12 protein-coding genes are annotated in these 12,349 nt (G+C 68.1%); 9 read left to right on the plus strand and 3 right to left on the minus strand.

Annotated elements, in window-relative coordinates:
* Both pgi and ACNJ7K_RS24230 read left to right on the plus strand, forming a co-directional pair.
* Positions 1-1,425: glucose-6-phosphate isomerase (gene pgi, locus ACNJ7K_RS24225; protein WP_487042332.1), on the plus strand; the 1,425-nt coding region annotated here is incomplete at its 5' end.
* A gap of 3 nt (positions 1,426-1,428) precedes the next feature.
* Complete coding sequence (locus tag ACNJ7K_RS24230) at positions 1,429-1,728, plus strand: WhiB family transcriptional regulator (protein ID WP_120280549.1); 300 nt, start codon at positions 1,429-1,431, stop codon at positions 1,726-1,728.
* A 12-nt stretch (positions 1,729-1,740) separates the two neighbouring features.
* On the opposite strand, the gene ACNJ7K_RS24235 is transcribed toward ACNJ7K_RS24230, so the two are convergent.
* The gene (locus ACNJ7K_RS24235; RefSeq protein WP_487042333.1) at positions 1,741-3,144 is read right to left on the minus strand and encodes an aminotransferase-like domain-containing protein; all 1,404 of its coding nucleotides are present in this window, start codon (positions 3,142-3,144) and stop codon (positions 1,741-1,743) included.
* 37 nt (positions 3,145-3,181) lie between these two features.
* On the opposite strand from ACNJ7K_RS24235, the gene ACNJ7K_RS24240 reads away from it, so the two are divergent.
* Positions 3,182-4,063: a DMT family transporter gene (locus tag ACNJ7K_RS24240; protein ID WP_145692903.1), complete on the plus strand. Its 882-nt coding sequence runs from the start codon at positions 3,182-3,184 to the stop codon at positions 4,061-4,063.
* A gap of 3 nt (positions 4,064-4,066) precedes the next feature.
* Here ACNJ7K_RS24240 and ACNJ7K_RS24245 read toward each other — a convergent pair whose 3' ends face one another.
* Entirely contained in the window at positions 4,067-4,900 is an 834-nt protein-coding gene (locus tag ACNJ7K_RS24245) for an SDR family oxidoreductase (protein WP_268654697.1), read from the minus strand.
* Between the two features lie 44 nt (positions 4,901-4,944).
* Here ACNJ7K_RS24245 and ACNJ7K_RS24250 point away from each other — a divergent pair, with 44 nt between their 5' ends.
* The 5 genes from ACNJ7K_RS24250 to ACNJ7K_RS24270 all read left to right on the plus strand — a co-directional run bounded on the left by ACNJ7K_RS24250 (position 4,945) and on the right by ACNJ7K_RS24270 (position 10,543).
* Entirely contained in the window at positions 4,945-6,564 is a 1,620-nt protein-coding gene (locus tag ACNJ7K_RS24250; RefSeq protein WP_230790389.1) for a methylmalonyl-CoA mutase family protein, read from the plus strand.
* Positions 6,564-6,965 carry a cobalamin B12-binding domain-containing protein gene (locus ACNJ7K_RS24255; protein ID WP_230790392.1) on the plus strand — a complete coding sequence of 134 codons (402 nt, stop codon included), beginning with the start codon at positions 6,564-6,566 and terminating at the stop codon, positions 6,963-6,965. Before ACNJ7K_RS24250 ends, ACNJ7K_RS24255 begins: the two co-directional genes overlap by 1 nt.
* Positions 6,966-7,011: 46 nt before the next feature.
* Entirely contained in the window at positions 7,012-7,968 is a 957-nt protein-coding gene (locus ACNJ7K_RS24260) for an LLM class F420-dependent oxidoreductase (RefSeq protein ID WP_487042334.1), read from the plus strand.
* Positions 7,965-9,026, plus strand: a complete 1,062-nt coding sequence (locus tag ACNJ7K_RS24265; protein ID WP_230790399.1) for a CaiB/BaiF CoA transferase family protein — start codon at positions 7,965-7,967, stop codon at positions 9,024-9,026. The genes ACNJ7K_RS24260 and ACNJ7K_RS24265 overlap by 4 nt, the downstream gene beginning before the upstream one ends.
* Positions 9,027-9,124: 98 nt before the next feature.
* Positions 9,125-10,543, plus strand: coding sequence for a glycoside hydrolase family 140 protein (locus ACNJ7K_RS24270; RefSeq protein ID WP_268654692.1), 1,419 nt, complete (start codon positions 9,125-9,127; stop codon positions 10,541-10,543).
* Here the strand turns inward: ACNJ7K_RS24270 and ACNJ7K_RS24275 are convergent.
* Positions 10,524-11,666, minus strand: coding sequence for an MFS transporter (locus tag ACNJ7K_RS24275; RefSeq protein ID WP_268654691.1), 1,143 nt, complete (start codon positions 11,664-11,666; stop codon positions 10,524-10,526). The genes ACNJ7K_RS24270 and ACNJ7K_RS24275 overlap by 20 nt on opposite strands.
* 88 nt (positions 11,667-11,754) lie before the next feature.
* Between ACNJ7K_RS24275 and ACNJ7K_RS24280 the strand changes: the two genes are divergently transcribed.
* Positions 11,755-12,327 (plus strand): TetR/AcrR family transcriptional regulator, encoded by a 573-nt coding sequence (locus ACNJ7K_RS24280; RefSeq protein WP_268654690.1) that lies wholly within the window; start codon positions 11,755-11,757, stop codon positions 12,325-12,327.
* Positions 12,328-12,349 lie beyond the last annotated feature (22 nt).

Genomic DNA, 12,349 nt, shown 5'->3' on the forward strand with positions numbered 1-12,349 from the left:
GCCGCGGCTCGGGAGGCGATGTTCTCGGGTGCGCACATCAACGTCACCGAGGACCGCGCGGTGCTGCACACCGCCCTGCGCCTGCCCCGCGATGCGGAACTGATCGTGGACGGGGTCGATGTCGTCGCCGACGTTCACGCCGTGCTCGACCGGATGGGCCAGTTCACCGACCGCCTCCGCAGCGGCGACTGGCGCGGCGCCACCGGCGAGAAGATCGCCACGGTGGTCAACATCGGCATCGGTGGCTCCGATCTCGGCCCGGCGATGGTCACCCGCGCGCTGCGGCGTTTTCACGACGGGCCGGCGGCGCGGTTCGTCTCCAACGTCGACCCGGCGGATCTGACCGCGGCGCTGGCCGATCTGGACCCGGCCACCACCGTGTTCATCGTCGCGTCGAAAACCTTCTCCACCCTCGAAACCCTGTCGAACGCCACCGCCGCGCGCCGCTGGCTCGTCGACGCTCTCGGCGAGGATGCGGTGGCCCAGCATTTCGTGGCGGTGTCGACGCACACGGAGCGGGTGGTCGAGTTCGGCATCGATCCGGCGAACATGTTCGAGTTCTGGGACTGGGTCGGTGGGCGGTATTCGGTGGGTTCGGCGATCGGGCTGGCGGTCATGTGCGCCATCGGCCGGCAGCGGTTCGGCGAGTTCCTCGCCGGCATGCACGCCCTCGACGAACACTTCGCCACCGCCGACCCGGCACAGAACGCACCGCTGTTGGCGGGGTTGATCGGGGTGTGGAATGCGAGCGTCCTCGGTTATCGCTCGCGCGCGGTGGTGCCCTATGCGCAGGATCTGGCGCGGTTGCCGGCCTATCTGCAGCAGCTGACCATGGAATCGAACGGCAAGTCCGTGCGCGCCGACGGCACCGCGGTCTCGTGTCCGACCGGGGAGGTGTTCTGGGGTGAGCCCGGTACCAACGGTCAGCATGCCTTCTTCCAGTTGCTGCACCAGGGCACCGAGATCGTCCCCGTCGACTTCCTCGGCCTGGCCCGTTCCGGCGACGATCTGCCGGCCCGCGATGGGCAGACCAGCATGCAGGTGCTGGTGCTGGCGAACATGTTCGCCCAGGCCAAAGTATTGGCCTTCGGCCGTGATGCCGACGAGGTGCGTGCCGAAGGCGTCGACGAGGCGGTGGTGGCGCACAAGGTGATGCCCGGCGATCGGCCGTCGACGACGATCCTCGCCCCGGAACTGACCCCGTCGGTGGTCGGGCAGATCATCGCGTTCTACGAGCACCAGACCTTCGTCCAGGGCATTGTGTGGGGGATCGATTCGTTCGATCAGTGGGGTGTCGAGCTCGGCAAGACCCAGGCCACCGCCCTGCAGGCGGTGCTCGCCGGCCAGGGCACCCCCGATACCGGAGACGCGTCCACCGACCATCTGATCGAGGTCTACCGCCGCCTCCGCGACGGAGAGAGGTAGGACATGCCCGCGCTGAAGTTGCTCTATCTGCCGCCTCCCGTTGCCGAGGAATGGGATTGGCAGATGGATGCGGCTTGTCGCGACGCGGACGGCTCGTTGTTCTTCCACCCGGACAACGAGCGGGGCGACGCGAGGGAGAATCGCATGGCCTCGGCCAAGAAGGTCTGCGCTCGTTGTCCGGTCCGAGAGAAGTGCCTGCAGTACGCCCTCGATTCCGGTGAACGGTACGGGATCTGGGGTGGGCTCACGGAGGACGAACGCACCCGGGTGAGGAGGGCCCACCGGCGCCGCACGAGCCGGTGACGTCGACCGTCCTCACCCGCCGGAGACAACCCGTCCGATGACCCGGGCGGCCTCCCGGAAGGCCGCCGGGTTCGGGCCGGCGAAGTTGAGACGGAGGTACGGGCCGGTGGGCTCCGCTGGGAACCATTCGCCACCCGCTGCGACGAGCACCCCGGCTGCCTCGCAGTCGCGCGCGACGGTCTCGGCGTCGACGTCGTCCGGGAGCCTGCCCCACAGGTTGAGCCCACCGGGCGGCAGCCCGTCGACATCCACATCCGGTGCAAGCTCGCGAAGTTCGCTCGCGAGGAGGTTGCGGCGCGATTCGAGCTCGCGACGAACGGCCCGCAAGTGGGTCTGCCATGCCGGCTGGGTGACGACGTCGAGCGCGACCATCTGGAGAACGCCGCTCACATAGACGGATTCGGCCTGCGCGTCGGCGAGGATGCGTTCGCGAGCGGGTCCTCGCGCGACGATCGCCGCGACCCGCACCGACGGCGCGACACTCTTGGTCAGCGAGCGGACGTAGACGACGTGGCCGGAGTCGTCGCGTGCGAAGAGCGGAACGGACTCGGTCGAGATCCCGAAGTCGTGGGCCCAGTCGTCCTCGATGACGAATGCTCCCGCATCGCGCACGACGTCGAGGACCCGATCGCCGGTCGACGACGACCATTGCGCCCCGGTGGGATTCGCGAAGTTCGGTTGCGCGTAGAAGGCGCGGGCCCGGGTCCGGTCGAAGGCGCGGGCCAGTTCGTCGGGATCGGGTCCATTGGGGCCGCTGGAAACCGGGACGAGCTGCACACCCGCCTTCGTGGCCGCGAGGATCGCACCCCAATAGGTCGGTGACTCCACGACGAGGGGATTGCCGGCGCCGACGAGCGCGCGGAAGATCGACCCGAGTCCGCTCTGACTGCCGGGGGTGATGATCACGTCGCCCGCGGACGGCGGGGCGGTGCGGGCATCCGTCGCTTCCGTCAGTTCCGCGGCGAACCACGCCTGCAGTTCGGGCAGCCCGGCTGCGGGTGTCCGTCCGACGGCGGCATCACTGCGAGATGCGCGTGAATATGCTCCGCGGACAAGGCGTTCGGGGAGCAGTGTGCGGTCGGGGTAGCCGGAGTGGAGTGTGATCACGTCGTTGGGCACGGTGCGCAGCGCGGCGGAGGCGCGGGGGAGCGGCGGTGCCGTTCCGAGTGCTTCCGTCTGCCAGCTGTGGTCGATCGTGTTCGACGTGCGGATCTGCCGGACGAAGGTGCCGACTCCCGTGCGGCTCTCCACGAGTCCCCGGGTCTGGAGTGTCTTCAGTGCCTTCTGCACCGTGACGGGGCTGACGGCGTACTGCGCGACGAGTGATCTCGTCGACGGCAACCGGGCCCCGGGTGCGGCGGTAGCGATCCACCGGGTCAGTTCCGTAACGAGTTGGGAACTGCTACTGTTCGACATGAGAGTACAGAGTAGCGCTATCGTATCCGACCGGCCAGTGCTATCGCCCGATCCTCGCGGGCTCGCCTGGGGTCTGCTCGGCGTCGCAGGTTTCTCCCTGACCGTGCCGCTCACCCGCATCGCCGTCGAAAGTGGAGCGATGTCACCGCTGTTCGTCGCCGCCGGCCGCGCGGTCGTCGCGGCGGTTCTCGCCGCTCTGGCACTGGCATTCACGGGGCAACGACTCCCGAACACGCATCAGTGGCGCAGGATCGCCGTCGTCACGGGTGGGGTGGTGATCGGATTTCCCACGCTCACCTCGTACGCCCTGACCACGGCACCGGCGAATCACAGCGCGATCGTCATCGCGATCCTTCCGGCCGCAACCGCGGTGGTCGCGGTGTTGTGGGCCCACGAACGGCCGCCGATCCCGTTCTGGGTCGCGGCGGGTGCGGGGACGGTCGCCGTCATGGCCTTCGCGGGCCTGCGTGGCGGAGGTTTCGCGGGATTCGGCCGAGCCGATCTGCTGTTGCTCGGCGCGGTGGTCGCCGCGGCCCTCGGCTATGCGGAGGGCGGACTGCTGGCGCGGGAGATCGGCGCGTGGCAGACGATCTCGTGGGCGCTGGTGCTGGGGTCGCCGCTGATGGTGACACTCACCCTGGTCTCGTTCGCCGACGGACTGCCGCAGGGTGAAATGACGCACTGGGCGTCGTTCGCCTATCTCGGCATCGTCAGCATGTTCCTCGGGTTCTTCGCGTGGTACCGAGGTCTGGCGATCGGGCCGATGGCGCGGGTGGGGCAGGTGCAACTGACCCAGCCGATCATGACGGTCGGCTGGGCGGCCTGGTTGCTGGGAGAGCCGTTGACCTGGGCGGTGGTGGCGGGCGGTGCCGTCGTCGTGCTGTGTGCCGGCACCGCCGTCCGCGTTCGTCGGAACTGAACGTCAGTCCTTGTCGAGGAAGAAGTCCCAGCGCGGGTTGTCGCCGCCGCCGTAACGCGACAGATCCGTCACTCCGGCGTCGGCCAGGACGTCGGCGTCGACGAAGCACTGTCCGGTGGTCGTCTTCGCCGGTCGCGAGAGGATCTCGACCGCGGCGTCGGCCATGATCTCCGGGCTGCGGGAGGCGGCGAGCAGTGCTTCACCGTCGGGGGTGTTGGCCACGGCGGAGGTCGCGATGTAGGTCTCGGGCCACAGGCAGTTCGCCGCGACGCCGGCGTCGGCGTATTCGGCCGCGAATCCCAGAGTGAGCAGCGACATTCCGTACTTCGACAGCGTGTACGAGGGGTGCACGCCGAGCCAGTGCGGGTTCATGTTGACCGGTGGGGCGATGGTGAGGATGTGCGGGTTGGACGACTCCCGCAGGTGCGGCAGCGCCGCCTTGGAGAGCAGGAACGTTCCGCGGCAGTTGATCTCCTGCATCAGGTCGTACTTCTTCACCGAGAGGGATTCGGTGGGTTCGGTGGCGATGGCGCTGGCGTTGTTGACGCAGATGTCCACGCCGCCGAACCGTTCGAGCGCTGTGTCGACGGCCCGCTGGACATCGTCCTCCTTCCGGACGTCGCCCACCACCGCGACAGCTTTGCCGCCGGCGGCCTCGATGTCGGCGACGGCGGTGTGCACCGTCCCCTTCAGTTTCGGGTGGGGTTCGGCGGTCTTCGCCAGGAGCACCGCGTTCGCGCCCTGACGGGCGGCGGCGACCGCGATGGCCAGTCCGATACCGCGGCTCGCGCCGGAGATGACCATGGTGCGGTCGCTGAGGGCATTCTGACTCGACATCGTTCTCCCTGGTCGCCTTCGATTATCCAGCTCTGTTCTCCGCAATGATATTGGCATTCTCTTTTTCTGCAAGTAATGTATCCGCCGTGAACGACTTCGCAGAAACCTCGTCGGGTATCCCGCTCGAGCCTGTCTACGGGCCGGGCGACCGCGCTGCCGAACCGCCGGCGCCGGGAAGCTTCCCCTTCACGCGCGGGAACTTCCCCAACGGTTATCGGGGCCGGTTGTGGACGTTTCGGCAGTACTCCGGGTTCGGTACTGCGGAGGAGTCCAACCGCCGCTACCGCTACCTGCTCGAGCAGGGCGGAACCGGACTGTCGGTCGCGCTGGATCTACCGACCCAGTGCGGCTACGACTCCGACGACCCCGAGGTCGGTGAGGAGGTCGGCCGCGTCGGCGTCGCCGTCGACACCCTCGCCGATGCGGAGGTGCTGTTCGACGGCATCCCGCTCGACAAGATCAGCACGAGTTTCACCATCAACGGCACCGCCGCCATCCTGCTCGCCTTCTACGTCGCCGCCGCCGAGAAGAAGGGGGTGCCGCGCGAGAAACTCACCGGCACCATCCAGAACGACATCCTCAAGGAGTACGCCTCCCGCGGCACATGGATCTGGCCGCCCGAACCGTCGCTCCGTCTCATCGCCGACACCATCGAGTTCTGCGCCGCGGAAGTGCCGCGCTTCAACGCGATCTCGGTGGCCGGCGCCCACTTCCGCGATGCCGGCGCCAACGCGGTGCAGGAGATGGCGTTCACCCTCGCCGACGGTGTCGCCTACTGCGACACGGTGGTCGAACGCGGGCGGATGACCATCGACCAGTTCGCCCCGCAGATCTCGTTCTTCTTCTACACCCACGGCGACTTCTTCGAGGAGATCGCCAAATATCGTGCCGGACGCCGCCGTTGGGCGACGATCGTGCGCGAGCGCTACGGCGCCACCACCGACAAGGCGTCGATGTTCCGCTTCGGATGCGTCGCCGGTGGCGCTTCGCTGTATGCGCCGCAGGCGCAGAACAATCTCGTGCGCGTCGCCTACGAGTCCATGGCGTCGGTGCTCGGCGGCGTGCAGTCGATGTTCACCGCCGCCTGGGACGAACCGTTCGCCCTGCCCAGTGAGGAATCGGCGACCCTCGCGTTGCGCACGCAGCAGATCCTCGCCTACGAGACCGGCGTGACCCGCGTCGCCGACCCGCTCGGTGGGTCGTACTTCGTCGAGGCGCTCACCGACGCGACCGAGGAGCGCATCGTCGAGATCATGGCCGATCTCGAGAAGCACGGCGGCATGGTCCGTGCGATCGAGGACGGCTACCTGCAGGGCCTCATCGCCGACGAGGCCTACAAGATCCACCAGGAGATCGAGAACGGCGACCGGCCGGTGGTCGGTGTGAACAAGTTCGTCTCCGACGAACCGCAACCCGAGATCTCCACCTACGAACTCGACGCCGAAGGCCGCGAGATGCAGCTGAAGCGACTCGCGAAGGTCAAGGCCGAACGCGACCCCGACGCGGTGCGCACCACACTCGCGGCCCTGTCCCGCGCAGCGGAAGGAACCGACAACCTCATGCATGCCCTGATCGATTGCGCCAACGCGTATTGCACGGTGGGAGAGATGGTCTCCGCGCTGAAGAACGTGTGGGGCGAGTTCCAGCAGCCGGTGGTGTTCTGATGACCGCCCGCATTCTCGTCGCCAAGCCCGGACTCGACGGACACGACCGCGGTGCGAAGATCGTCGCGCGTGCCCTGCGCGACGCCGGTTTCGAGGTCGTCTACACCGGCATCCGCCAGAAGGTCGAGGACATCGTCTCGATCGCCGTGCAGGAGGACGTCGCGGTGGTCGGCCTGAGCATCCTGTCGGGTGCCCACGTCGCACTCACCACGAAGGTCGTCGAAGGCCTGCGAGCGGCGGACGCCGGCGACATCGACGTCATCGTCGGCGGAACGATCCCCCAGGGCGACGTTCCGAAACTGCTCGATGCCGGTGCCGCGGCGGTGTTCCCCACGAGCACACCGCTGGACGTGCTCGTCACCGAGATCCGCAAGCTCACCGGGACGTCCGAGACGTCCTGAGCCCGGTACACACCCACATCATCGAGTTCGGGAACCTGGAGGAATCGTGCGTATCGGAGTGATGGTCGGCCCGGAACAGGGCGACACCAACCGCAAGGTCGACCGCATGCTGAAGGACGTCGAGTGGGCCGAATCGGCCGACCTCGACACCGTGTGGGTGCCGCAGATCCCCACCGACTTCGACGCATTGACAGCCGTCGCCCTGATGGGCACGCGGACGTCGCGTATCGAGATCGGTACGGCCGTCGTGCCTCTGCAGGCACAACACCCGGTCCACCTGGTACGGCAGTCGCTGTCGACGCACGCCGCGCTCGGCGGCCGCCTCGCCCTCGGTGTCGGCCCGTCGCACCACTGGATCGTGCAGGACATGCTCGGCCTGCCCTACGACAAGCCCGCGAAGTACACGCGCGACTATCTCGAGGTGCTGGGTGCCGCGCGCGACCTGCCGGGATCGATCGACGTCGAGAACGACACCTTCAAGGTCCACAATCCGCTCGACATCGCGCCGGTCGCGCCCATGCCGGTGCTCGTCGCGGCGCTCGGCCCGGTCATGCTGAAGATCGCCGGCGAACTCGCCGACGGCACCGTGCTGTGGATGGCCGACGAACGCGCCATCGCCGAACACATCGCCCCGCGCATCACCAAGGCGGCCGAGGAAGCGGGTAAACCGAAGCCGCGGATCGTCGCCGGCGTGCCGGTCTGCCTGTGCGCACCGTCGGAGGTCGATGTCGCCCGCGAGCGCGCCAATCGCATTCTCGCCGAAGCGGAGATCTCGCCCAACTACCAGCGGCTCCTCGAACACGGGCAGGCGAAGGACATCGGCGACATGGCCATCGTCGGCGACGAGGACGCGATCCTCGCCGGTTTCCGCCGCTACGAGGAGGCCGGCGTCACCGACCTGTCGATGCGGCTGCTGCCCATCGGCAACACCCGCGACGAGCTGGTCGCGTCGAAGTACCGCACCCGCGAGGTCGTCGCCGAACTCGTGAAGGAACTGCGGTGACGGCAGGTCCGCTCGCGGGGATCAGGATCCTCGAGGTCGGCCACATCCTCGCGGGCCCGTACGCGACGATGTTGCTGGCCGATCTCGGGGCCGAGGTGACGAAGATCGAGCCGCCCACCGGGGATCTCTCCCGCCAGGTGAGCGACGCCTACTTCGCGAGTCTCAACCGGGGGAAACGCAGTATCTGCCTCGACCTGATGACCGACGACGGCATGCGCCGCCTCGGCGAGCTTGCTGCCGAATCTCATGCGCTGCTCGTCAATCTCAAACCGTCGGCCATCCGGAAGTTCGGCCTGACCTACGACGCGCTGCGCAGATGGAACGAGACGATCGTCTGCGTCGCGATCACGGGATACGGGCTCGACGGTGGCGACGATCCGGCCTTCGACTACGTCGTGCAGGCCCAGACCGGTGTCGCGTCGCTGACCGGCGACCCCGACGGCCCGCCGATGCTGCCCGGTTACTCGGCGGCCGACAACTCCACGGGCATGACCGCCGCGCTCGGTCTGCTCGCGCAGATCGTGTCCGGTCGCGGGGGACAGGTCGACGTGTCGCTGCGCGACGTCATGCTGTCGCAGCTCAATTACCGCGCCTCGGCATATCTGAACGAGGGCACCGAGCCGCGACGCATGCCGAACGGGGCACACTCGTACTACGTTCCCGCGCAATTGTTCCCGACCGCCGAGGGCACGCTTGCGCTGTTCGTCACGCACGACGGCTTCTGGCGGATCTTCGCGGCCGAGGCAGGGATCGACGGGTTCCCGACCATGGCCGAACGCGCACAGCGACGCGACGAGGTGCTCGCGGTGGTCACCGAGGCGCTCTCGCGCGACACCGCTGCCGGCTGGGAGGCCCGTCTCCGTCCGCTCGGGGTGCCGGCGGCCGCGGTCCGTTCGCTGCCCGACGCCCTCGACGCGACTCCCGAGATGGTCGTCACCGCCGGTGATTTCCGTCTGGTGGGTAGCCCGATCCGGGTGATCGGGTACGAACCGCAGTACGGACCGCCTCCGAAGCTGGGTGAGCACACCGACGCGCCGGTGACCGTGGGACCTGCCTGATCCGACGGCGGGTTCCGTGATTCTGCGTTCCGTGATTCTGCTCCGCAGCGCCGCCTCCTCCGTAGCCTGGACGTACCACGGGCGCGGTGGGGGTGGCGATGAAACGAGCAGTCCTGGCGATGGTGTTGCTCCTGGTCGCGGCCTGCTCCGATGCCGGAGACCAGCAGCAGCCGACGAATGTCCCGGCGGTGGATGCGGAATGCGACGCCGCCGACCATCGATTCGTCGCGTCCGTCAGCGCCGACGGTCGCCATTTCGAGGATCAGTACGGCGATCCCGTCCTCGTCCGCGGCGACTCGCCGTGGTCCGGGATGGCCGACTGGTCACCCGAACAGGCCGAGCTGTACTTCACCGACCGCGAGAGCAACGGGTTCAACGCGTCGATCATGTCGGCGATCGTCGTGCCGGTGAACGGCGGGCCGAGCTATGAAGGCGCCACCTTCGACGGCATCGAACCGTTCGTCGACGGCGACATCACGCAGTGGAACGAGGCGTACTGGTCGCGCGTCGACGACTATCTCCGGATCGCGTGCCGCCACGGGAACACGGTGTTCCTGTATCCGATGGACGGATGGAATCTCACCCACGTGTTCGCCTCGACCACACCCGAGGAAGCCTTCGAATACGGGCGGAGATTCGCGCAGCGGTACGCGGAGTTCCCGAACATCGTCTGGATGACCGGTGGGGACTACTCGCCGGAGGCGGAGGATCTCGCGGCCGGTGCCGAGTCGGACCTCGTGCTGCGCGCGATGCTCGACGGGATCCGTGATGCAGGCTCCGACGCACCGTTCACGATCCAGCTGGGCTGGGACAAGCTGCTCTCGACGGATCATCCGTTCTGGGAGCCGATCGTGGACTGGAACTTCGTCTACACCTACGCGCCGACTTATCAGGCGGTCCTGCAGGCCTACGAGCGTGCCGACGGAACCCGCGACCCGCGACCCGCACTGTTCTCGGAGGGCAACTACGAAGGCGAGAACAACCAGGAGGACACGGCGCCGACCACCGACGAGACGCTCCGACGTCAGGCGTTGTGGGCACTGACCTCCGGTTCACCCGGCGAGTTCCGGGGTTCCGACGATTGGGAGTTCCCGGACGGGTGGGAATCCCGACTGGACACCTCCGCCGTCGCGCAACTGCGGGCGATACGCGAGCTGTGGCAGTCGTGGCCGTGGTGGGAACTCGTGCCGGATGTCGACGAACCGCTCGTCGTCGCAGGTCGAGGCACCCCGTGGACGAGCGACGAGATGATCGACGTCCTCGACGACGAGTACGTCACCGCAGCCCGGACACCGGACGGTTCACTCGCCGTCGTCTATGTTCCGACGCAGCGCACGATCCGGCTCGATCCTGCTCTGGTACCGGAGTCGGCGACCCTCGAGTGGATCGACCCCGCCGACGCGACCGGGCCTCGGCAGCCGGCGACTCCCGACGAGAACGGCGACATCTCCACACCTGGGCCGAATACGGACGGAGATGAGGATTGGCTTCTCGTGATCACCGACCGACAGGTGTGAGAGTGCGGGACCGGGGGAGCGACACGGCCGGCACCACCGCGAGAAGACCGACGATGCCCGCCACCACGAAGGCGGTCGCGGTCGACGTCGAACCCAGCAGGGCTCCGAACACGACCGATCCGGCGGCCTGGCCCACGGCCAGGGCGATGAACAACGCCACGGTGCCCTCGGCTGCGCGTTCGGCGACCGAACGCACGGCCCACACGATGAGCACCCCGCTCATCGCGATGTAGCTCGCGCCGAACAAGGCGACGGAGAGGTAGGCGGGGATCGGTGTTCCGGGCAGCAGGCCCAGCAGAACGGTGGCCACCGACATGGCTGTGGTGGTGAGCGTCCACGCGACCGGCAGGTTCCAGGTCTGCACGATCCGGCCCGCGGTCGCCCCCAGCACCCCGAAGGCGCCCAGGGCCATCCACGCGAGCACCGAGTAGGTCTCCCCGCCGGGCCCGTCGCTCATGACGGACCGGCCGAACGTCCAGATCGCCGCGCTCGACGCACCGGCCAGTGCTGCGGCGAGGAGGGGACGGATCAGCGGGGACAGTTCGCCGATCCGCACAGGCGTGGTGTGTGAACGATCCCGTCGATCGTCGGAACGTCGGTCGGTGCGGAGGACGGTGAGAGCGACCCCGGCGGTGAGGATCGCGATGACGACCCATCCCACACGCCACTGGCCTGCGGTGGCGAGCACCAGAGCTCCGGCGGCGACGAGACCTACCCCCGTTCCCGAATTGACGATCGTCTGCGCGTTCTCCTGCCGGTCGGGAGCGACATTGCGTTCGACGAGCGTCACCAGCCCGGGAGTGGCGAAACCGGCCCCGGCTCCGGCGACAATCACGCTCAGCGCGAAGACGACCGTGTGCGTCGACGCCGCCACCCCCAGCGCACCGATCGCCGCCGTGGCTCCGGCGCAGGCCACGACGAGACGTGGGCGTCCGCTCGTCCTCGACGCGACGATCGCCGCGAGACAGTACGAGAGGAAACTGCCGGCCTGGACGGCACCGGCGACCGTCGAGCCCATCCCGAACGAGTCGGTGAACTGGGGCAGGAAGAGTCCGTAGCCGAACCGCGCCAGCCCGTAGGTGGTCGCGATCAGGACTGTGCCGGCGATGACGAGTGGATGCATCGTGTCCCCCGAACGGATCGATGACCAGAACGATCGTTACTCTACGCTGAAACGATCGTTTCAGCAGAGCGAGCGTTACAGTGTGGTCATGTCCACGGCTCGTCCTGCTGCACGTACCCGTCTGCTCCGGGCCGCCGAGGAGATGCTCTTCGACCGGGGAATCAGGGCGACGCCCGTCGACGATCTGCTGCGCCGGGCCGAAGCCTCCGCAGCGTCCCTGTACACGCACTTCGGCAGCAAGGAATCCCTGGTCGCCGAGGCGCTGCGGGTCCGGTTGGCGGAATGGCGCGCGGTGTGGGACCGGCACGTGGTCGATGCCGACGACGACATCGGACGTCTGCTGGCGATCTTCGACGCCCTCGCTGCGTACCGCGACGACTCGGAATCCCCTGCCCGCTGGTGCGCTTTCCTCGCGACCGCGACGGAGTTCCCCGACCCCACCGACGAGATCGGCGAGATGCTCGCGGCGGACAGCGACCTGCTCGCCGAGCGACTCCTGCACCTTGCGAAACCGGTGGCCGGGTCGAACGCGCAGGATCTCGCCGACGACGTGCTCACCGCCTACAACGGAGCCCTCGCGGGCTTCCTGCGCGGCCGGCCGTCGTCACCGATCGAGGTGGGTCGCAGGGTGGCGCATTCGGCCGCCCTGACCTACCAGTGAAAATCCGGTTGTTTCGACCGCG

Origin of the sequence: Rhodococcus shunpengi (assembly GCF_048381395.1) — a bacterium.
Lineage (GTDB): Bacteria > Actinomycetota > Actinomycetes > Mycobacteriales > Mycobacteriaceae > Rhodococcus.

Excerpts from the sequence above, each read along its gene's own strand:
- ACNJ7K_RS24230 (WP_120280549.1), top strand. The coding sequence starts at position 1,429 with ATGCCCGCGCTGAAGTTGCTCTATCTGCCGCCTCCCGTTGCCGAGGAA.
- ACNJ7K_RS24235 (WP_487042333.1), bottom strand. The coding sequence starts at position 3,144 with ATGTCGAACAGTAGCAGTTCCCAACTCGTTACGGAACTGACCCGGTGG.
- ACNJ7K_RS24245 (WP_268654697.1), bottom strand. The coding sequence starts at position 4,900 with ATGTCGAGTCAGAATGCCCTCAGCGACCGCACCATGGTCATCTCCGGC.
- ACNJ7K_RS24250 (WP_230790389.1), top strand. The coding sequence starts at position 4,945 with ATGATATTGGCATTCTCTTTTTCTGCAAGTAATGTATCCGCCGTGAAC.
- ACNJ7K_RS24255 (WP_230790392.1), top strand. The coding sequence starts at position 6,564 with ATGACCGCCCGCATTCTCGTCGCCAAGCCCGGACTCGACGGACACGAC.
- ACNJ7K_RS24270 (WP_268654692.1), top strand. The coding sequence starts at position 9,125 with ATGAAACGAGCAGTCCTGGCGATGGTGTTGCTCCTGGTCGCGGCCTGC.
- ACNJ7K_RS24275 (WP_268654691.1), bottom strand. The coding sequence starts at position 11,666 with ATGCATCCACTCGTCATCGCCGGCACAGTCCTGATCGCGACCACCTAC.
- ACNJ7K_RS24280 (WP_268654690.1), top strand. The coding sequence starts at position 11,755 with ATGTCCACGGCTCGTCCTGCTGCACGTACCCGTCTGCTCCGGGCCGCC.